Source organism: Sphaerisporangium rhizosphaerae, from assembly GCF_042665155.1.
GTDB lineage: Bacteria > Actinomycetota > Actinomycetes > Streptosporangiales > Streptosporangiaceae > Sphaerisporangium > Sphaerisporangium rhizosphaerae.
Genome location: NZ_JBHTCG010000021.1, coordinates 66,223 through 85,558 on the forward strand (window position 1 = coordinate 66,223; position 19,336 = coordinate 85,558).

A 19,336-nucleotide genomic window follows, 5' to 3' on the forward strand; every position below is an offset into this window, starting at 1 on the left:
GGCGAAGAGGGCCGGTCCCGTCGCGGGCCGGCCCTCTCTGCGCGCTCAGGCGGCGGGGATGTCGCGGCGGCGCAGGGCGGCGAGGCCGGCCCCGGCCAGCACCGCGGCCACGACGGCGAGCCACAGCAGCGGCGTCACGTTCATCGGGCCCCCGGGAAGCCGCGGCAGGTGGGTGAACGGCGAGACCTCCAGCAGTCGTTCGTCCACCCGCAGGGCCGGGCCGACCAGCCCGATCAGCAGGCAGATCGCCAGCGCTCCCCAGCTGACCGCCGCGAGGCGGGGCAGCAGGCCGAACAGCAGCACCGCGACCGCGCCGAGGACCCACACCGCCGGGAGCTGCACCATGGCGGCCCCGAGCACCCGGGGCAGCTCGCGGCCGACGTCGCCGGTGTTGAGCCCGTGGGTCAGCCCCATGGCCAGCCCGGCGGCGGCCAGCGCCACGGCCGGGCCGAGCAGCGAGAAGGCCAGATGGCCGGCGGCCCACCGCACCCGGCCCACGGCGGTGCCCAGCACCGGCTCGGCCCGCCCGGAGGACTCCTCCTCGCGCGCCCTGAGCGTGGCCTGGATGGCGTACCCGGCCGCGAGCAGCCCGAACAGTGCCACCAGGCCGGAGAAGTAGCTGTCGACCAGCCCGCGGACCCCGCCGATGCGGATCATGATGTCGCTCATCGCGGGGGCGTCCCGCACCAGGTCGCCGATGCCCGCGGCCAGGTAGCCGAGCACGACGCCGAGCGCGAGGAACCCCGCGGTCCAGCCGGCCAGCAGGGAGCGGTGCAGGCGCCAGGCCAGGCCGAGCGGCGAGCGCAGGCCCGCCCCCGCCGAGGCGGGGCCGAGGCGCTGGGGCAGCAGGCCGGCACCGATGTCGCGCCGCGCCGACAGCGCGACGGCCACGGCGACCAGCAGCGCGGCGACGCCGGCCGCCAGGGCCAGAGGCCACCAGGCTTCGCCCGCGTACGGGCGCACGCGGTGCGCCCAGCCGATCGGCGACAGCCAGGAGGCCCACGTGAGCGTGCCGTCGCTGGACAGGCCGCTCAGGTCGCCGGTGACACGCAGGACGAAGGTGGCGCCGAGCAGGCCGATGGCGATGCCCCGCGCGCCGCCGGCGCCGCCGGTCAGCTGCGCGGCCACGGCGGCGACCGCGGCGTAGACCCACCCGCAGGCGGCGAAACCGAGTCCGAGCGCCCACGACCCGGTGGCGGGCAGGCCCTGGCCGACCAGGCCGCCCGCGAGGATCGCGCCGAGGACCAAGTCGGCGGCCATGGTGACGGCCAGTGCGGCGGCCAGTCCGGCGTGCCGGCCCATCACGGTCGAGCCGAGCAGCTCGCGGCGGCCGGCCTCCTCCTCGGTGCGGGTGTGCCGGATGACGGTCAGGATGCTGAACAGCCCGATCACGATGGGAATGAAGCCCGCCCGCCAGGCGACGAGCTCGCCGAGGCTCGAACCGTGCAGCGGGCCGTACAGGGCGACGAACCCGCCGTTGTGCCCGCTGGCCGCCGCGTACGCCCGCCGCCCGGCCTCCGTCGGGAACAGGCCGTCGATGGCGGCCACGTAGGAGACCGGCACCAGGCCGACGAACAGCACCCACAGCGGGGTGAGCACCCGGTCGCGGCGCAGGATGAGGCGGATCAGCCCGCCCACGCCCGTCAGCTCTCTCATCGCGACACCTTCTCCGCGGCCGCCGCCGCGCCGGACCTGTCGTAGTGCCGCAGGAACAGCTCCTCCAGCGTCGGGGGGCGGCTGACGAGGCTTCGCACCCCGGCGGCGGCCAGCTCGCGCAGGACCGGCTCGAGCGCGGCGGCCTCGACGTCGAAGCGCACCCGGCCCTCGCCGGCGCGCAGGTCGTGCACGCCGGGCAGGGCGGCCAGCCCGTCGGCCGGGGCGGTCAGCTCGGCGTCGATGGTGGTGCGGGTGAGGTGGCGCAGGTCGTCCAGCGTGCCGGTCTCGACGGCGCGGCCGTCGCGGATGATGGTGAGCCGGTCGCACAGCGCCTCGACCTCGGCCAGGATGTGGCTGGACAGCAGCACGGTGCGGTCGCCCCGGCGCTTCTCCTCGCGGATGGCGTCCCGGAACACCTCCTCCATCAGCGGGTCGAGCCCGGAGGTCGGCTCGTCGAGCAGCAGCAGCTCCACGTCGGAGGCCAGCGCGGCGACCAGGGCGACCTTCTGCCGGTTGCCCTTGGAGTAGGCGCGCCCCTTCTTGCGGGGGTCGAGGTCGAAGCGCTCCAGAAGCTCGGCCCGGCGCTGCTTGTTCAGCCCGCCGCGCATGCGGCCGAGCAGGTCGATGACCTCGCCGCCGGACAGCTGGGGCCACAGCGTGACGTCCCCCGGCACGTAGGCCAGCCTGCGGTGCAACTCGGTCGCCTCGGCCCACGGGTCGCCGCCGAGCAGTCGCGCGGTGCCCGCGTCCGCGCGCATCATGCCGAGCAGGACGCGGATCGTGGTGCTCTTCCCCGCGCCGTTCGGCCCGAGGAAGCCGTGCACCTCACCGGTGCGGACGGTGAGGTCGAGGCCGTCCAGCGCCCGCGTCGGCCCGAAGGTCTTGACGAGCCCGGACGCCGAGATGGCGTCAGTCATCGTGGTGCTCCTCATCTCGGCCGGGCGCGCCTTCGCGCTCGGCTGGGGTGGCCCGGAGGGGAGTGCGGTCGAGGGCGTCGTTGTAGACGGCGGCCTCCTCCGGGCTGATCAGGGGGTGCGAATAGATGTCGACCATGGCCAGGGAGAGCAGCCGGTCGCCTTCCGGGCTGAACATGTCCACGCCCATCCCCCGGGAGACGTGCTCGTAGAGGACGGGGATCGCCAGCGCCATCGCGGTGCCGAGCGTGGCCCGGACCTTGCGGTCGACCTTGGGAGGGTCGGGCCGTCTGGCGTCGATCTCGGCGAGCCATTCCTCCGACAGGCGGACCATCTCGTCGAACAGCGCCGCGGCGGCCCCTTCGGACAGGGCGCGGGCCATGTAGCGCTGGTAGGGCTTCAGCGCGGCGCGGGAGGCGGCCACGCTGCCCATCTGGCCGTGGGAGACGTCGTCCTTGGCCAGGTCGTTGAGCCGGCGGACCATCTTGACCAGGTGGTCGTCACACGCCTCACGCAGCCCCTGTTTGGAGCCGTAGTGGTGGCGCACCAGCCCCGGGGACACGCCCGCCTCGGCGGCGATCCCCCGGATCGTCGCCCGTTCGAGCCCGTGCTCCCCGAACTGGCGCAGCGCCGCCTCGCGGATGCGGGCCCGTGCGGTCAGGTCCTCATGGTCCGGCCCGGTCGCCGTCACGCCTTCTCCTATCTCTCGGTGCAGTTTCCTATTCGCTTGTGCATGAGACTACACACGCGTATAGCCGGTCGTCCATCGCCCCCCTGGCCGGGTCAGCGCCGCGACGGCCGCCAGGCAGGCCGGGACCGCGAGGTAGGCGCCACAGGACAGCAGGACGACGACGGTGAACACCGTCGCGACCGCCGCCGTCCACCGTCCGCGGCCGCTCAGCAGGCGGGTCGCGGCGGCGCAGCCCGCGAAGGTCACCGCCGCCAGGCAGGCGGAGGTGACGCGCATGAGCGTGTCCAGGTCCAGCGCGAAGGCCACGGTGATCGCCGCCGACCCCGCCGTCAGGACGGCGGGCAGCGCGAGGCCGCGGCCGGCCGCCGCGCCCGTCGCCAGACGCCGCGGCAGCGCGCCCTCCCGGGCCAGCGTCACGCCGAGCCGGGCCGCGCCGGCGATGTAGGTGTTGACGGCCCCGAAGGACAACAGGACGGCCGCCGCCGCGGCGGCCGGGCCCGCGGCGGGGCCGAGGCCGTGCCCGAGCAACGCCGCGAGCGGCACGGCGGCCGTGGCCGCTCCGGCGCCCAGCACGCCCACCGTCGTCACGGCCAGGGCCAGGTACAGCACGCCCGCGACTAGGAGCGTGAGCGCCGTGGCGCGGGGAAGGTCGCGGCGCGGGTCGGCGAAGTCGCCGGACAGGTGGCTCGCCGCCTCCCAGCCCACGAAGGCGAAGAACAGCACGCCCGCCGCGTGGCCGACCCCCGCCCAGCCGTGCGGGGCGAAGGGCGTGAAGCCGGCCGCGCGGATGTGCGGCGCGGCCACCAGCACCGCGACGACCAGCAGCAGCGCCAGCAGGCAGGTGAGGACCAGTTGCAGCCGTCCCGACACCCGTAGCCCCGCATGGTTGGCGGCGAACGCGGCCGTCAGCAGCATGACCGCGACCGCGGGCGTGCCGCCGGAGCCGAGGCCGAGCACCTCCCCGACGTACTGCGCGCCGATGAGGGCGCCGGCCAGCACGCCGATCGGGATGGAGAAGTAGAACCACCAGCCCACGACGACGGAGGCCGCCGGGCCGAACGCGCGCGCGGCGAACGCCGCCACGCCTCCGCCGCCGGGGAAGCGCGCGCCGAGCACGGCGAAGGTGAGGGCGACGGGCACGCTGAGCGCGAGCAGGCCGGCCCACGCGAGGACCGAGGCGGGGCCGGCCGCGTCGGCCGCGAGGCGCGGCAGCGCCAGGACGCCGGGCCCGAGCACGGCGCCCACCAGCAGCGCGGTGCCCTGCCCGAGGCCCAGCCGGTGCCCGCCCGCACGCGGCGCGGCGGTACGGGGTGCGGTGGTACGGGGTGGCGCGGCCGGAGCCGGGGGAGAGCCGGCGGGGTTTTCGCGCGTCCCAGGGCGGGAGCCGGGGGAATCGCCGGAGGCCACCCGGGGAGGGCCGGTGAGGTCACACGTCGGCTGGCGGAAGGCGGCGGGACCGTCGCACGTCCCACGGGGTGCCTTCGTCGGAGGTCGCATGGCGGATCCCTTCAGACGGTCGGTGAACACCGTCGAAGCTAGCCATACGGCCGTTCAGCGAGCCTCTCGATCGAACGTCCGGCCGGAAGTGGTGGCAGAATGCCGCCCGTGGACGAACTTGATTCGGAGATAGTCCGCCTGCTCCAGGCGGACGCTCGGCAGTCCAACCGTGAGCTGGCCCGTCAGCTCGGCGTCGCCCCCTCGACCTGCCTCGAACGGGTGCGCTCGCTCACCAGGCGCGGGGTGATCCGCGGCTACCACGCCGACATCGAGCTCGGGGCGCTCAACCGGGGCGTCCAGGCGATGGTGTCGGTGCAGGTGCGCCCGCTGAGCCGCACGGTCATCACGGCGTTCAAGGAGTCGGTCGGCGGGCTGCCCGAGGTGCTCAGCGTCTTCGTGCTCTCCGGGGGCGACGACTTCCTGCTGCACGTCACGGCCCAAGATCTGGACCACCTGCACGCGTTCCTGCTCGACCGGCTGAGCAAGCGCAAGGAGATCGTGAGCTTTCGCACCTCGATGGTCTTCCAGCGCCTGCACAACACGGTCCTGAGCAGGCTTCCCGACCCGACGGCGCTCGACTGAGCGCCCGGCGTCACGCCCGGTGGGTGCGCACCAGCGCCACGGCGAGGGCGGTGAGCAGCATCAGGGCGGAGCAGACGGCGATGCCGATGTCGATGCCCCCGGCCGGTCCGTGGCCGCCGACGATGGCCGCGATCATCGCCACGCCCAGCGACGACCCGACGTAGCGGGCGGTGTTGTTGGCGCCCGAGCCCATGCTCACCCGGTGCTGCGGCACGCTCTCGATCGCCAGGTGGGTGAGAGCGGCGTTGACCAGGCCGCTGCCGACGCCCGACACGGCCAGGCCGAGCACGACCTTCCACCAGGACCAGCCGGTGACCAGTCCGAGCAGCACCGGCGTGCCCACGCCCGACAAGGCAAGGCCGAGCGCGAGCCTGGCCCTGGCGTGCGGGAGGAACCTGCGGGCCTGCAGGGCGGCGACGAACGACAGGCCCGACCAGATGCTGAACAGCGCGGCGCTGCCGAGCGGCGTCATGCCCCGGGTGACCTGGAGCACGGTGGGCAGGTAGCTCATCAGCCCGATCAGCGCGAAACCGGTGACGAGCGCGCCGCCGGTGGCCACCAGGAACGGCGGCCGGCGGAACAGGCCCATGTCGAGCATCGGCTCGCGGCGGCGGGTCTCGATGACGGCGAAGGCGGCAAGCAGCACGACGGCCGCGGCGAAGGCCCACAGCACGACGGGCCTGCCCCAGCCGAGCCGTCCTTCGATGACCCCGGCGATCAGCGCGGCCAGGCCGAGGCTCAGCGTGACGACACCCGGGACGTCGACCCGCCGCGGCTCGGCGGCGCGCGACTCCGGCAGCGACCGGTGGGCCACCACCGCCAGCACGGCGGCGGACAGCGCGACCGTCCAGTAGACGCCGCGCCAGCTCGCCGCCGTGGCGAGCACCCCGGACACCAGTGGGCCGAGCGCGACGCCGAGCCCGAGCATCGCCCCGTAGAGGCCGGTGGCACGCACGCGGTCGTGCCCGGCGGGGAAGGCGTGCCCGATGATGCCGAGGCTGGCGGCGAGCAGGGCCGCGCTCGCGCCTCCCTGCACCAGGCGGGCCAGGACGAACACCAGTGTGGTGGGGGCGAGCGCGGCGACGACGCCCCCGGCGGCGAGCGTGGCCGTGCCGGCGACGAAGGTCCGCCTGCGTCCGTGGTCGTCGGCGATGGCCCCGGCCACCAGCAGCAGCGCGGCAAGGCCCAGGGAGACGGCGTTGAGGATCCAGGCCGGGCCGGTGGGCCCGGCGCCGAGGGCCTGGGCGGTCTCGGGCAGCGTGACCATCGGCACGGTGTAGTTCAGCAGCGCCAGCAGGGGAGCGGCGCACGCCACGGCGAGCGTCGTACGCGGCGTCTTGCCTGACCGCGGAGGCGCGGTGACGGCAGTGAGGGACACGGCGGGGGCCTTCCCATTAGTTCAATGAATGAACCGACAGTAACACGGCTCGGTTCGTTCAATGAACTAAGATGGTGGCATGGCATTGGGCAAGAACTACGACGGGCAGAACTGCGCGCTGGCCAAGGCGCTGGAACTGCTCGGCGAGCGCTGGACCCTCCTGGTCGTGCGCGACGCGCTCTACGGCGTGCGCCGCTACGGCGACTTCCTCGCCCACCTGGACATCCCCCGCGCCGTGCTGTCGCAGCGGCTGCACACGCTGGTGGAGGCGGGGGTGCTGACCAAGCGGCGCTACCAGGACTCGCCCGCGCGCGAGGAGTACGTGATCACCGCCGCGGGCCGCGAGCTGTGGCCGCCGGTCTACATGCTGGGCCGATGGGGCGAGCGGCACGCCGTCACCAACGAGCCGTGGCGGCTGTTCTTCCACCAGCCCTGTGACGCGCCGCTCGACCGGTACGCCGCGTGCACCGCGTGCGGCGCGCACACCGAGCCCGACCAGGTCGAAGTGCGCCCCGGCCCCGGCCTGCCGAACGACCGGGAAGACCCCGTCACCGTGGCGATGCGCATCCCCCACCGCATGCTCACCCCCCTTCCCTGACCCCGCCGATCCCGCGGCCGGGCACATCCGAACGCCTGGGGCCGTGCCCGCCGTACCCACGCCGTGCACGCGAGCACGTGGAATGCCAGGACGCCCGAACCTGCGGCGCGGCGTGGGCGCGGGTCGTGCCGCGGGCGCGACCCCATCGTGGTCCCGCGTCCGGCCGTGGGCTCGCCGCCGTCGTCCCCGTGTCCCGCTCGTTAGACTGGGCCGGTAGTCGAGGGCGGAGGGCACGGATGGGGCGGTGGGTCGAGGTCGGTGACCGGGCCTGGGCGCGGCGCCATGACGAGCTCGACCTCACCCTCGGCCTGGTGGCGGGCGACCGCGCCTGCCTGGTGGTCGACACCGGCGCCGACGAGGCGCAGGGAGCGGCCTTCGCGGCGGCCGTGCGCGAGCTGACCGGCCTGCCGTGGTCGGTCGCGCTCACCCACGCCCACTTCGACCACTGTTTCGGCACGGCGGCCTTCGGACAGTGCGCGGTCTGGGCGCACCCCGGCTGCCGCGCCGACCTGGTCGCGACCGGCGAGAGGCAACGCTCGGCCTGGGTGGAGCACTACCACAAGGAAGGCGACCCCGAGGCGGCCGGACGTCTGTCCGCCGCGCGCATCGTCCTTCCCGATCACGCGGCCGGGACGGCGACCGAGCTCGACCTGGGCGGCCGAGTGGTGCGGCTGGCGGGTCCCGGCCCCGGGCACACCGGTCACGACCTGGTGGTCCACGTGCCCGACAGCGGCGTGGTGTTCGCCGGCGACCTGGTCGAGCAGGGCGCGCCCCCGGCGTTCGAGGACGCCTTCCCGCAGGCCTGGCCCTCCGCGCTCGACCGGCTGCTGGAGCTCGCGCCGCGCACGGTGGTCCCCGGGCACGGCGAGCCGGTGGACGCGGCGTTCGTCGCCCGGCAGCGGGACGAGCTCGCCGAGGTCGCCCGGCTGTGCCGGGCCGTCGCCGCGGGCGAGCTGACCCGCGCCGAGGCGCTGGCCCGCTCGCCGTATCCCGAGCCCTTCACCTCCGACGCCCTGGCCCGCCCCCTCGCACCCTGACCCGCGCTCCGGGCGCTACTCGGCTCTCGGGCGGGTCGCGAGGCTGGAGACGATGACGACCGTCGCCGGCTCGCCGGTCGGCGCGTAGTTCCCCACCTGGCCGGTGTGCGTGCCGCGGGCCGTCACCACGACCGCGACCGACCCCTTGTCGTCCTCCACCCGCTCCTGGACGGAGAACGTGGCGTCGGGGAGCGCCTGGCGGATCATGGCGGTCAGCCGCCGCACCTCCTCCGGGCCCGTGGCGCGGATGCGCACCGGGAGATTCTTCGGCGTCGCCTGCTCTGACATCACCTTTCTCCTTTCAACGCGTGCTTTCGTGTGGGCCGGCTCTCCGGGCCGCTCTCTGGGCCGGCGGCTTGACGCAGCGCGTGCACGGCCGCCGCGCCGGTGAACAGGCGGCGCCAGTCGGGCACGACGATGTCGAGGCCGAGGATCGACTCGGTCCAGGTGACGCCTCGCCACGGTTCGACGACGGCCGGCCGGGGAACGCGCAGGATGGGCTCGGCCTGCCAGCTCCCGTCCGGGAGCTGGTGCTCGGCGAGCCACCGGACGCCGCCCGCCACGGCGCGTTCGAGGGCGTCGCGGTCGTGGTGGTCGCGGTCGTGGTGGTCGTCCAGCAGCGCGCACAGGGCCTGCACGGCGAGCGCGGTCTGGAACGCGCCGCTGCCCTCCCGGTGGCCTCCGGACCATCCGCCGTCGGCCCGCCGGCTCCGCAGCAGCCATTCGGCCGCGCGGGTCAGCGTCCTGCCGGTGCCCGGCAGCTCTCGTCCGGCGGCGCACAGCGCCTGGACCGCGCGGCATGTCGTGTACAGCCCGCCCACCCACCAGTAGGCGTCCCAGTACCCCGCGGGACGCTGGCCGCGCTGCAGGAAGGTCAGCGCCGCCTCCGCCGCCGTCTTCGCCCGGTCGCCGTCGACGCGGCTCAGCAGCAGCGCCACCATCGCGGTGACGCAGGGATGCGCCGCCGTCCACCCCGGGGCGTCGTCGGTCGGCGCGCGGAACCGGACGAGCCAGGCGTCCAGGTCGTCGACCGTGGTGAAGCCGCCATCGGGGGCCTGGGAGGCGAGCAGGTGGTCCAGCGCCGGTTCCAGCAGCGCCCGGTCGACGCCGGGGCGGTCGACCAGGAACAGCAGTGCGTTCGCGGTGGAGTCGATGTCCCAGGGCCAGTGGCCGTTGTACCCCCAGGCTCCGCCGGGCGAGCGGTTCTCGACCAGCCATCGCGCGGCCGCGTCCAGGACGGGTCCACCGACGCCGGCCCGGGCCAGGTTCCAGCCGACGTAGCCGGTCGCCCAGGACGTGCTCTGCTGGGTCAGCACCAGGAAGTCGCCCCAGTGGCCGTCCGCGTACTGCTCCCCGCTCATGTGGGCGACGGCGGCGCGGACCGCCTTCTCGCTCATGTCGGCCAGGCGCGCGGCGGTCCGGGGGCGCGGGGGACCGGTGGTGTGGCCGCGTGCCGCGGCGAGGTGACGGGCGCGCGTCTCGGCGAGGTCGGAGCGGAGCCGGAGCACCTCGCCGTGTAGGCGGGCGAGCATGGCGGCCCACGAGACCGGGGGCAGGTCGGTGACGGCGGCCATCGAACGGGCGAGGTGCTCGGTCGCCGCGTCCAGCGCGCGCTCGGCGATGCCGCCGTAGTGGAAGGCGCGGGCGGCGGCGGTCAGTCGCGCCTCGCGTTCCCCGGCTCCGGGCGCGGCCGGAAGCGCTTCGGCTTGGGGCGCGGCCGGGAGCGCTCCGGCTCCGGGCAAGCTGGGGAGCGTGCCGAACGCGGGTGTGCCGAGCGCGTCCAGTACGCGGGCGACGACCTCCGAGCGGTGGCCGCCTAGGAAGTCCCGCTTCCACCGCACGCAGTCGCGGTAGAGCACCAGGCCGGCGTAGAGGTGCGTCTGTGACTCCTGGACCGGCGGCAGGCTCTCCGGGTCGCCGCCGCAGGCGGCGAAGGCCGCTGCCGTCGCGTGCGGCAGGCGGCTCCAGGCAGGGAGCACCGCGGATTCGGGGCCGTCCGCGAGCAGCCGCCAGTACGGGTCGCCCGGCGGGATGAGCGGCTCGAGCTGCCGCCGCGCGAGTTCGTGCAGCCAGGCGCGGGCGCTCCCGGCGCCGGAGGTCTCGTCTTCGCCGCGCGCGCAGGCGTCCCGCAGCGCGGAGGCCATGCCGTGCGCCCGGGCGGCCAGGCCGATGCGGCGCGCGACCCCCAGCGTGACCGCCGGGAAGTGCTCCCACAGCAGGAAGGGGAAGTGGTCGAACAGCGCCTCGGCGCCGCGGCGCCCGAAGGCACCGGGCCGGCCCTGCTCGCGCTGCCAGGCCGACCAGAGCGCGCCGAACCTCTCGTCGGCGCGCCGCGTCTCGACCATGAGCAACGTCATCCCGGGCCCCTCAGGCGATCGACCGGATGCGGTGGTGCCGGAAGACGGCGTCCATGGAGGGGACCGCGGCCGCCGCCGGTTCCCCGGAGCAGTCGGAGATCAGCCGGTAGCCGAGATACCGGCCTACGGCGGGGGGCGCCCATCCCGAACTCCGCTCGGCGGGCGTCCACAGTTCTGGCGGCTCATCGAGGCCGTCGGCCAGCAATCCGTCGAGCCAGGCGTCGTGGCGCCGGAGCCAGGCCAGTTCCGCCGCCGACACGCCGAGATGCGCTTCGAGGCCGCGTCCGGGGAAGGCGCGCAGTGAGGCGTGGACGGCCCGGCCGACGTCGTAAAGCGCCTCGCTCAGGGATTGGACGCCCTGGCCCTCGGCCAGGATTCCCGCCTGCTCGCGCAGGATGTCCTCGTCGGTGACACGGGGCTCCCTCGCGGGGGCGAGCCAGGGATACCAGGTGCGGGCGATCGGGGCGTCGGCCGCACGCCCGCCGCTCCAGCGCATCCGGACCCCGTCTTCGGGCGCCGGTTCGACCGCGGGCCGGCCGTCCGCTTCGGCGGTCCGTGTCCCGTCGAAGCGCATCTCGCTGATCCGCCGGTGGGCGTTCCTGATCGCCCCCGACCAGCCGTCCACCTCCAGACCGGACGCGGCGGCCTGCGCCCGCGCCAGATAGCGGAGGGCGAGCGCCCGCGTCTCCTCGGCCGCGCCCGAGCGCGCGAGCAGGTCGCCGACCTCTTCGGCGCTCGGCCTGGCGCCCGACTCGACGCGGTCCCGCCAGCCGGCGGACAGGAAGGCGCGCGTCAGCGGATAGGTGTACATGCGGCGTTCGTAGTCCGCGCGCCAGTCGTCCAGGTCGTCGGCCAGTTGGAAACCGATGTAGAACAGGTCGTGCGACGCCTCCAGGGTCTCGATGACCTGCTGGTTCCCGTCGAGTGCGGCGAGCGCGGCCAGGCAGCTCTTGGCGACCGCCGACTTCCCCGAGTAGATCATCTCCAGGTCGTCCGGCGGGTAGGGGGTGACCAGGTCGCGATGGCGTGCCCCCTCGGCGAGCATGGCCCGGCTGAAGTGCTCGTAGTTGCGGTCGAAGCAGGTCCAGAAGCGGCTGCCGGCGGGGAACAGCTCGTGCAGCATGCCGAGCGCCTCCCGGTACAGCGCGGTGCTCAGCAGCAGCGTCCCGGAATCGTCCGGCGATGGGCGGTCGCACAACTGGTCCAGGCACAGCACGTGATCGAAAAGGAGGGATCCGCAGGTGCACAGGGCGCGCAGCTCCGCGAGCGAGACGTTCGGGAAGGCGCCGTAGAACAGCAGCGGGTAGGTGGAGAAGCCGCGCGTGTCGACGCCGGCCGCGATGCGACGTTCCGAGGGCGGGGCGCCGGCGGCGGGCAGGCCGTCCACGCTCAGCGCTCGCCGGAGCCGGCGCGTGATCGGGCGGCGGGCGTCGTTCACCAGGACGTTGTCACCCTGCCAGCCGACGTGCGTCTCCTGCTTGACGGGCGCCGCGCCCGGGTTGTTCCCGGGCCGGCGACCGGTCACCACTGCGCCGTGACGATCTGCGTGACCACGGTGACGACGCCGCCCGCTTCCCCTTCCGCCTCCATGCGCGACTCGAGCTCCACGAGCCCGAGGTCCTCTATCGGCAGTTCTTCGAGCGGCAGCTCGTCGAACGGCAGCTTCTCGAAGGGCAGTTCGTCGAAGGGCGTGGTCGTCTCGGGGGTGTCCATCGCGTTTTCCTCCGGTCTGGTGTTCGGCTGCGGCCCGGCTCCGCGTGATCGGCGCCTGGCTACACGGGGCTCGGGGCCTGCGCCGGGATGAGCCCCATCGCCCTGAGATGCCGCTCCTCCAGGTGGTGTCTGGTGGTGAAGCCCGTCTGCTGTGAGAGGTTGCGGATGACGAGCTGGGGCCGGCTGACGAGCTGCCGTGCGATGTCGCGGATCTCCAGGACGTCGCCGGCCCGCACGAGCGGGTTCGGCGTCCGTGGCACGCTCGCTTCCAGGAAGACGTAACCGCGCTGCCGCATGAGTTTCAGGTCGACGAACAACAGGTCGTGCGCGCCGGGCCTGGCGTCGGGCGGGCCGCCGGCGCCGCGCAACGACTCGCTGAGCGCCCGCACGTCCCAGTCGAACCGGCGGAAGACCGTGGGCCGCGGGATGAGCCCGCGCTGGAGGGCGTAACGCACCTCGAAGTACTCGACGAGGTCGGGGAGATACGGGGCCCGGTCGATCAGCTCGGGCAGCAGTTCGGCCCTGACGTAGGCGCACAGGTCGAGCACGAAACGGTACAGGAAATAGTCCTGCGCGCGTTGCTCGCCGGAAAGGGTGCGGCGCTGCCACGCGGTCCATCCGGTCAGGACGCGGCGCGGGTCGGCGCCGGCGTGCCGTAAGGCGATGAACAGCAGAGGGCAGGTGTAGGTGGCGGCGGAGACCGCCTTGGCCAGCTCTCGGTCGAGGTGGGGGGTGGGGATGAAGTAGAAGTTTCCGAAGATGGCCGGGTGGCGGCGGACGAGCGTGATCTCGGCCTCGTTCAGCAGGAAGAGTGAGATGTCCGAGCTGTGCCCGTCGAACCGCAGGTCGTCCTGGTGCTGGGCGTGCAACGGGCTGCCGGTGAGCGGGGCCAGCAGGTGCATCTGCGCCGAGGTCTTGGGCGACAGCTCCAGAACGTCCAGCGCGAGCTCGAAGGAGTCCAGCGCGTCGGTCACCGTCTCGTCGGGGAACCCTGTGATGAACGACGCGGTGGGGGAGATGCCGTTGTCGACGCAGGAAGAGATGACGGGAAGGACACGGGAGACGTCCAGGCGCTTCTTGATGGAGGGCTGCAACGGCTGGGCGCCGGTCTCGACGCCGAAGAAGACCCCCATGCACCCCGCGTCCGCCATCTCCGACAGCAACGCGTCGTCCACCCTGTCGGTGCGCGCGCTGCACCCCCAGGAGTACCCCTCGCCGCCCTCGCGGAGCACCTCACAGAACCGCCGCACCCAGCGGCGGTCGACGGTGAGCATGTCGTGCACGAGATCGAACCGGGAGAACCCGTGGGCCTGGTGCAGGAACCGCATCTCCGCGACCAGCCGCTCGGGCGACTTGATGCGGTGCCGCCGGTTGAAATAGACGTTGGTGGAACAGAACGTGCAACCGTAGGGACAGCCCCGCCCCGCCTCGACGGGCGCCAGACCCACTCTGATCTGGTCGAAAGGGTAGAGGTCGTACGCGGGGTAGGGCAGCTCGTCCAGGTCTTGGAGCAGCGGCGCGCCGGGGTTGCGCACGACCGTGCCGTCGGACCGCCGCCACGTCACCCCGGGGACGCGGCCCAGGTCGCCGTCGCCGGACAGCTCGCCGAGCATGGCGCTGAGGGAGACGTCGGCTTCGTTGCGCACGACGGCGTCGATCGAGGGGAACTCCGTCAGCGTGGCCACGTCCACGACGCTCGCCTGGGGCCCGCCGAGGACGATCTTCGATTCCGGCAGGAGATCATGGCATTCTCCGGCCAATGCCAGCGTTTGCGGATAGGAATTGCACATCGTGGTGAATCCGACGACGTCCGGGTTCAAGCCCGCGATGAAGCCGGCGACGTCCCGGTGGAAACCGGGGCCGTCGGTCGCCGTGCCGTCGAAAAGCGCGAGCGTCTGGTCCACGACGATGGGCTCGTGCCCGGCCGCGCGCACGTGCGCCGCCAAAGTGAGCAGATTGAGGGGCACATAGGGTGAGGGCACCTTGCCGTGGTGCCAGTCGGCATTGAAACAGGTCACAAGCGCGATGCGCATGCGCACCCCCGCTGATAGTGCAGATTCCCAGAGTCTAGAGACGTCTTTTGTTTCCGTCCAGGGCCTTTTCGGCGTCGATCATGCCAATCCGTTCTGGGTGGATTGAGATGATTTGTGGAAATGCCGGTGAAATGATATTCAGGACGGCCATGGGAAGGCGCACAATGATCCGCCGGCTCGCGGGTCAGGCGTGGATGATCGCGCGTTCCTTCGCGGCCGCGCGCCGCGGACGCGGCGTCGCCCGCACGGCCCGGCTGGCCCTGTACGAAGTGCTGTTCGACCTGCGGCACGGGACGGACACCTCGATGGAACCGCCCGGCCGCGCCACCGCGCACGAGGGCACCAATCCGCTGCTCTTCGCGGAGATCCTGCGGCATGCCGGGTTCGCCGCGGACGGCCGCGCCCTGGTGGATTTCGGCGCGGGAAAGGGCCGGGCGCTCATGCTCGCCGCCGAACACGGCTTCGGCACGGCGATCGGGGTCGAATCATCACCCGAACTGTGCGCGATCGCCACCGCGAACATCGCGAGATACGGCCGCCGCCGTCCGGGCGCGTTGTCGGTCACGTGCGCCGACGCCGCGTCCTTCGAGGTGCCCCCGGAGGTCACCGTGGCGTACTTGTTCAACCCGTTCGGCGCCGACACCATGCGCGCGGTCGTCGACCGCATACGCGAATCACTCGACCGCGCCCCCCGGGAATTCCACGTCGTCTACCTGAACCCGCGCCACGCCGGCCCGTTCCTCGGCGCCGGATTCATCGTGGAGCACCGGCGGCCGGACGCGCTGCTGCTGCGCCGGCCCCGTTGAGCCGCCGCCCCGCCCGCGACCGGTACCAGCGACCGAGGAAGTCGTACAGGACCAGCTCCTGGGCTCGGGCGGCGGAGGGCAGCATCCGGTTGGCGTGCATGTGGAGGAAGCCGCCGGCGAGCGCGGTGAGCGGACGGGTGAGGCGGCCGGCCTCCGCGCACGCCGCCAGGTCGCCGGCCACGGAGGCCAGCGCGCGAGACCGTGCCGCGTAGGGCGGCGGGCCGGCGGGCGACTCCGGCCCGAGGAGCGTCTCAAGGGCCGCGCGCTCGCGGCGGTAGCGCGCGCCGAGGCGGTGCGTGAACGCGGCGTCCACCCGGAACTCCCTGCCGAATCGGTCGCGCAGCGCCCCGGCGACGGCGAGCCGGTCGGTCAGGTCCAGGCCGAGGTCGCCGAGCAACCGGTCGAGACCGGCCAGCGTCAGCCGCCAGCGCGCGTCCGCGTCGCCCGGGACCGTCCCGACCGCGTCGAGCGCGGCGTCGCTGTCCGCGTGGAACAGCCGCTCGGCCAGGACGATCCCCTCGGGGCCGCCGTACCGCTCGACCTCGCGTTCGTAGGTGTCCAACTGGGTGCGCCACAGAATGCCTTCGGCGTGGAGGGCCGCGCAGCCGCCGAGCAACGCGGGCAGCACCTCGCCCGTCAGGCGGGCGGGGTCGCCGTGCAGGCGCAGGCGCAGGTGCGCGTCCGGATCGGCGTACCTGACGAAGAACCAGCGGTCGGCCGCGCCGCCGGACACCGCGTCGCGCACGAGCGGGCGCACGACGCGCCGGAGCACCGCGTCCGCGCTCGCGGGCCCGGTGTACAGCTTGGCGTAGAGCCATTCGGACCCGGGAGGGAAGCTTCGCCTGACCGACCCCACCCCGCCGAGCGGGACGCCGCGACGGGCCGGCCTCGCCGCCGGGCTCGGCCGTGAGGACGTCGCCGGGTCTCGTACGCGCAGGAACGGCACGACGAGCTCATGCGCGAACCGGCCCTCGGGCCCGGTCACCGGCACCTCGTCCGAGCCGAAGAACACCTCCTCGATCCGGACCGAGGAGCGACCGCGCAGCAGGCCGGCGGCCATCTCGGTGAACAGCGCGTTGTCCAGGTCGATCGGCAGGCGCCGGTCCCCGTCGGCGACGGCGACCCAGCGCGGCAGGCGCAGGCGCGCGCGCAGCCGCTGTACGGCGGCGAACCGCGCCGCCGCGGTCGGCCCGTCCAGCTCCGCCAGTTGCCCGCCGGACAGGTTCCAGCGCGCCCGGGACAGCACCAGCCGGCCGGCGGTGACCCGCGGCAGGTACGGCGCGTCCTCCAGCGCCCCGAAGGAGAAGGACAGCCCGCTCGTCACGCCCTGCCCTCGCAGAGCGGACAAGAAGCGGTACACGCCGAGGTTGCCGGCCCCGCCGGTGCGGTGTGCCGTCGCCAGCCGGGGGAGGACCTCGCGGCCGAGCGAGCGGGAGCGCAGCACCACCCGCCCGCCGGTGACGGCGACCACGAGGTCGGTGAGCGCGATCCGGCGCCCGGGCTCGGCGGAACGCCCGAGATAGACGATCTCGTGGTCCCTGAGATGGGGCCGGACCAGGACGTCGCCCACCTTGCCCGGCGGGCGGTGCGCGACCTCCGCGAAGACGGCGTCGGGGCGCAGGGCCTCCTCGGCCCGCAGATGCGCCCGGACGTGGCGGCTCAGCTCCTCGTCCCGGCGGCAGAAGCGGGCCATCAGGTTCGTTCCGGACGGGCCGCCGGCGCCGGACAACAGGATCCGGTAGTGGCCCGCGGCCACGGCCTCCTCACCGGTCGCGAGGATCGTGGCCATCACGCCGAAGGAGTCGGGCATGACGGCCGCCTCCTCGCCGGCCTCCCGCAAGGCGCGCAGCTCCTCCCCACCCAAGGCGATCTCGGTCGCTCCGGTGCGTCCCGCTTCGGACAGCCAGCGCAGCAGCAGCGCGTCCCGGCGGCCGAAATGCGCCGCGCCGACGTCCGGCGCAGGCCTGAACGCCAGGCCGTCCAGCAGCGGTGCCGGCGCCGCGCCGGGCGCCTCTGCGGCGGGGAATCCGATGCCGATCTCCTCGTCCAGGGCCTCGCAGAGCGGCACCTCACGCCCGCCGTACCGGCGGTCGAACGCCTCGCGGAACCGTTCCAGGGGGTCGGTGCGCCGGCCCACGCCGCTGACGCGATGCAGGACGCGCACGCCGCGCTCGATCTCGGCGGCCACCTCGCGCCCCAGCGCCACGGCGGCCGGCTTGGTCAGGTCCACGTGGAAGGCGACGGGGGTCACGGGCCCGATCGGCAGCGCGTCGAGCGCCTCGGATACCTCGCGATAGCGTGCCGGCGCGGCGCCGGGCGGCGACCGGTCGAGGCCGGCGAGCATCGCACGCGCCCTGCCCAGGACGGCGCGGGCCCGCGCCGCGCGCGCTCCGGCCGCGCCGGCCAGCCTTCCGAGGACCTCGTCGATCGGCTCCGGCCCGCAGACCGCCGGGGTCAGCTCGCAGACCAGCAGTTGGGCGCCGATCAGGTCGTCCACGAAGTCCAGCGCCTCATCGGGGCCGGTTTCGGGGACGGCGGCGCGGACGGCGTCGGCCACCTCGCCGGGCAGCGCGCCCGCCGCCGCACGCGCGAGCGCGGCGTCCAGGTGGGCGGAGGGCTCGACGGCCACCAGATGGTACGACGTCCCGGTGCCGGCCGGCCGCGCCTCGGTGTACCTCAGCCGCCCGGCCACCCGGTACAGGCTGGAATTGGGCCTGTACCTGAGGTGCCGCCGCACGGCCGGATCACATTGCAGGGCCTCTGTCACGGCGTCGAGGTAGCGGACGTCCAGGCTGGTGTGGCGCCGGTAGGTCTCCCCTCCCGGGAGGCGCAGCCGGGTCTCGTCGCCGACGACCCCGACCGAGCAGCCGGCGAAGAGCCCGAACGGGGTGGCGCGTCCCGCCATGCGGGCGACGTAGCGCAGGAGGCTGTGCCCGGCGCGGGGCGCGCCGTCCGGGGCGCCTGCCCAGTCGTCCAGCCGCCGCTCCAGCGACGGGGACGCGACCATGAGCGCCTCGCGCACGTCGGGCCGCAGGCACAGCGCGCGCAGCCTGTCGAGGACGCGGGCGCGGTCGCGGTCCAGCAGTGCCTCCTCATGCGGGTGGGCCGCGCCTTCGAGGCCCTCGCCGAGCGCGAGCAGCGCGTCGAGCGGGAGACTGGGCGTGCGGAGCACGAAGAAGCCCGACGCCTCCCAGGCGGGTTCCCCGCGCCCGCTCCTCACTCCCCGCGCCGCCGTCTCGCCCGTGCCCACCCTCGCCGCAGCAGGAACCGCCACAGCGGCGGCGTCGCGATGCCCTGCGGGAACGGCCGTCGCCAGAAGAAGTTGACGTTCAGCGCCCAGGACGACACCACCGTGACCTGGTGGTACCAGCCGACCGGGATGTGCAGCGACTCGCCCGGCGAAAGCGTGCACTGCCAGCCCGACGCGCGGCGCGCGAGCGGGAAGCGGTCGAAGTCCGGGTCGTTGGGATCGAACCGGCAATGTGTGAGGCGTGGAATGCGATATACCCGCCGCGACTGCGAGGGCGGGAAGAGGATGAAGTGCTTGCGGCCGATCACCTGCACGTTGCAGTTGGGCGTCACGTCGCAGTGGAGCCCGGAGGAGGTGCCGAGGACGCCCAGCCACAGGTTGGTGTCCACTGGAGCGGAGCGGTACCAGCCGGGGGCCGGCGCGTCCGCGAGGAGCGTCCGCGACAACTGGCCCAGCTTCGCGTCCAGGTAGTAGGAGACGTCGAATCCGCTGCCGGCGACGGCGCGGGTGATGTCCCGGACGCCGGAGTGACCGGCGATGCCTTCCAGCTCCCGCGCCGTCTCGACCACCCAGTCCAGGTAGTCGCCGAACGGCACGCGACCGCCCTCGGCGAGGTTCTGGAAGATGTTGCGGGGTGGCCCGTTCGTCTCGCGCACGGCCACCTCGCGGTGGCCGGCCACGGATCTCAGGTATCCCTCGTGCCAGCGGGTGAAGGCGGGCCAGCCGGGCGTGTTGTCCAGGACCACCAGGGGACGGCCGGCCAGCCGCGCCGGCCGGAAGTCTCCCCGGGAAACGCGCGGGATCGGCCTCAGGCGCATCCGCGG

16 protein-coding genes are annotated in these 19,336 nt (G+C 74.1%); 4 read left to right on the forward strand and 12 right to left on the reverse strand.

Annotated elements, in window-relative coordinates; genetic code table 11:
- Positions 1-45: 45 nt before the first annotated feature.
- Genes ACFQSB_RS26510 through ACFQSB_RS26525 form a run of 4 tightly spaced genes read right to left on the reverse strand, consistent with a single transcriptional unit; the run spans position 46 to position 4,758 of the window.
- Positions 46-1,656 carry an ABC transporter permease gene (locus ACFQSB_RS26510; protein ID WP_380829649.1) on the reverse strand — a complete coding sequence of 537 codons (1,611 nt, stop codon included), beginning with the start codon at positions 1,654-1,656 and terminating at the stop codon, positions 46-48.
- Positions 1,653-2,573, reverse strand: coding sequence for an ABC transporter ATP-binding protein (locus ACFQSB_RS26515; RefSeq protein ID WP_380829650.1), 921 nt, complete (start codon positions 2,571-2,573; stop codon positions 1,653-1,655). The genes ACFQSB_RS26510 and ACFQSB_RS26515 overlap by 4 nt, the downstream gene beginning before the upstream one ends.
- A complete protein-coding gene (locus tag ACFQSB_RS26520) occupies positions 2,566-3,261 on the reverse strand; it encodes a TetR/AcrR family transcriptional regulator (protein ID WP_380829651.1) in 696 nt (231 codons plus the stop codon). Before ACFQSB_RS26520 ends, ACFQSB_RS26515 begins: the two co-directional genes overlap by 8 nt.
- Positions 3,262-3,309: 48 nt before the next feature.
- Positions 3,310-4,758, reverse strand: coding sequence for an amino acid permease (locus ACFQSB_RS26525; protein ID WP_380829652.1), 1,449 nt, complete (start codon positions 4,756-4,758; stop codon positions 3,310-3,312).
- Between the two features lie 99 nt (positions 4,759-4,857).
- On the opposite strand from ACFQSB_RS26525, the gene ACFQSB_RS26530 reads away from it, so the two are divergent.
- Positions 4,858-5,340, forward strand: coding sequence for an Lrp/AsnC family transcriptional regulator (locus ACFQSB_RS26530; protein WP_380829653.1), 483 nt, complete (start codon positions 4,858-4,860; stop codon positions 5,338-5,340).
- Between the two features lie 10 nt (positions 5,341-5,350).
- On the opposite strand, the gene ACFQSB_RS26535 is transcribed toward ACFQSB_RS26530, so the two are convergent.
- A complete protein-coding gene (locus ACFQSB_RS26535; RefSeq protein ID WP_380829655.1) occupies positions 5,351-6,718 on the reverse strand; it encodes an MFS transporter in 1,368 nt (455 codons plus the stop codon).
- A gap of 79 nt (positions 6,719-6,797) precedes the next feature.
- On the opposite strand from ACFQSB_RS26535, the gene ACFQSB_RS26540 reads away from it, so the two are divergent.
- Together ACFQSB_RS26540 and ACFQSB_RS26545 are read left to right on the forward strand one after the other, a co-directional pair.
- The gene (locus tag ACFQSB_RS26540) at positions 6,798-7,316 is read left to right on the forward strand and encodes a winged helix-turn-helix transcriptional regulator (RefSeq protein WP_380829656.1); all 519 of its coding nucleotides are present in this window, start codon (positions 6,798-6,800) and stop codon (positions 7,314-7,316) included.
- Between the two features lie 236 nt (positions 7,317-7,552).
- Complete coding sequence (locus ACFQSB_RS26545) at positions 7,553-8,353, forward strand: MBL fold metallo-hydrolase (protein ID WP_380829657.1); 801 nt, start codon at positions 7,553-7,555, stop codon at positions 8,351-8,353.
- Positions 8,354-8,368: 15 nt separating this feature from the next.
- Here the strand turns inward: ACFQSB_RS26545 and ACFQSB_RS26550 are convergent, their stop codons facing one another.
- Genes ACFQSB_RS26550 through ACFQSB_RS26570 form a run of 5 tightly spaced genes read right to left on the reverse strand, consistent with a single transcriptional unit; the run spans position 8,369 to position 14,456 of the window.
- Positions 8,369-8,641, reverse strand: coding sequence for an ester cyclase (locus ACFQSB_RS26550; protein ID WP_380829658.1), 273 nt, complete (start codon positions 8,639-8,641; stop codon positions 8,369-8,371).
- Positions 8,641-10,710: a prenyltransferase/squalene oxidase repeat-containing protein gene (locus tag ACFQSB_RS26555; RefSeq protein WP_380829659.1), complete on the reverse strand. Its 2,070-nt coding sequence runs from the start codon at positions 10,708-10,710 to the stop codon at positions 8,641-8,643. The genes ACFQSB_RS26550 and ACFQSB_RS26555 overlap by 1 nt, the downstream gene beginning before the upstream one ends.
- 10 nt (positions 10,711-10,720) lie before the next feature.
- Positions 10,721-12,235: a polyprenyl synthetase family protein gene (locus ACFQSB_RS26560; RefSeq protein ID WP_380829660.1), complete on the reverse strand. Its 1,515-nt coding sequence runs from the start codon at positions 12,233-12,235 to the stop codon at positions 10,721-10,723.
- Entirely contained in the window at positions 12,232-12,423 is a 192-nt protein-coding gene (locus ACFQSB_RS26565; protein ID WP_354917548.1) for a hypothetical protein, read from the reverse strand. Before ACFQSB_RS26565 ends, ACFQSB_RS26560 begins: the two co-directional genes overlap by 4 nt.
- Before the next feature lie 59 nt (positions 12,424-12,482).
- Positions 12,483-14,456, reverse strand: coding sequence for a B12-binding domain-containing radical SAM protein (locus ACFQSB_RS26570; RefSeq protein WP_380829661.1), 1,974 nt, complete (start codon positions 14,454-14,456; stop codon positions 12,483-12,485).
- A gap of 149 nt (positions 14,457-14,605) precedes the next feature.
- Between ACFQSB_RS26570 and ACFQSB_RS26575 the strand changes: the two genes are divergently transcribed.
- Positions 14,606-15,262: a class I SAM-dependent methyltransferase gene (locus ACFQSB_RS26575; RefSeq protein ID WP_380829662.1), complete on the forward strand. Its 657-nt coding sequence runs from the start codon at positions 14,606-14,608 to the stop codon at positions 15,260-15,262.
- On the opposite strand, the gene ACFQSB_RS26580 is transcribed toward ACFQSB_RS26575, so the two are convergent.
- Together ACFQSB_RS26580 and ACFQSB_RS26585 are read right to left on the reverse strand one after the other, a co-directional pair.
- Positions 15,210-18,536, reverse strand: a complete 3,327-nt coding sequence (locus tag ACFQSB_RS26580) for a lantibiotic dehydratase (RefSeq protein WP_380829663.1) — start codon at positions 18,534-18,536, stop codon at positions 15,210-15,212. The two genes, ACFQSB_RS26575 and ACFQSB_RS26580, sit on opposite strands and share 53 nt — an antisense overlap.
- Positions 18,479-19,330 (reverse strand): cupin-like domain-containing protein, encoded by an 852-nt coding sequence (locus tag ACFQSB_RS26585; RefSeq protein WP_380829664.1) that lies wholly within the window; start codon positions 19,328-19,330, stop codon positions 18,479-18,481. The genes ACFQSB_RS26580 and ACFQSB_RS26585 overlap by 58 nt, the downstream gene beginning before the upstream one ends.
- Positions 19,331-19,336 lie beyond the last annotated feature (6 nt).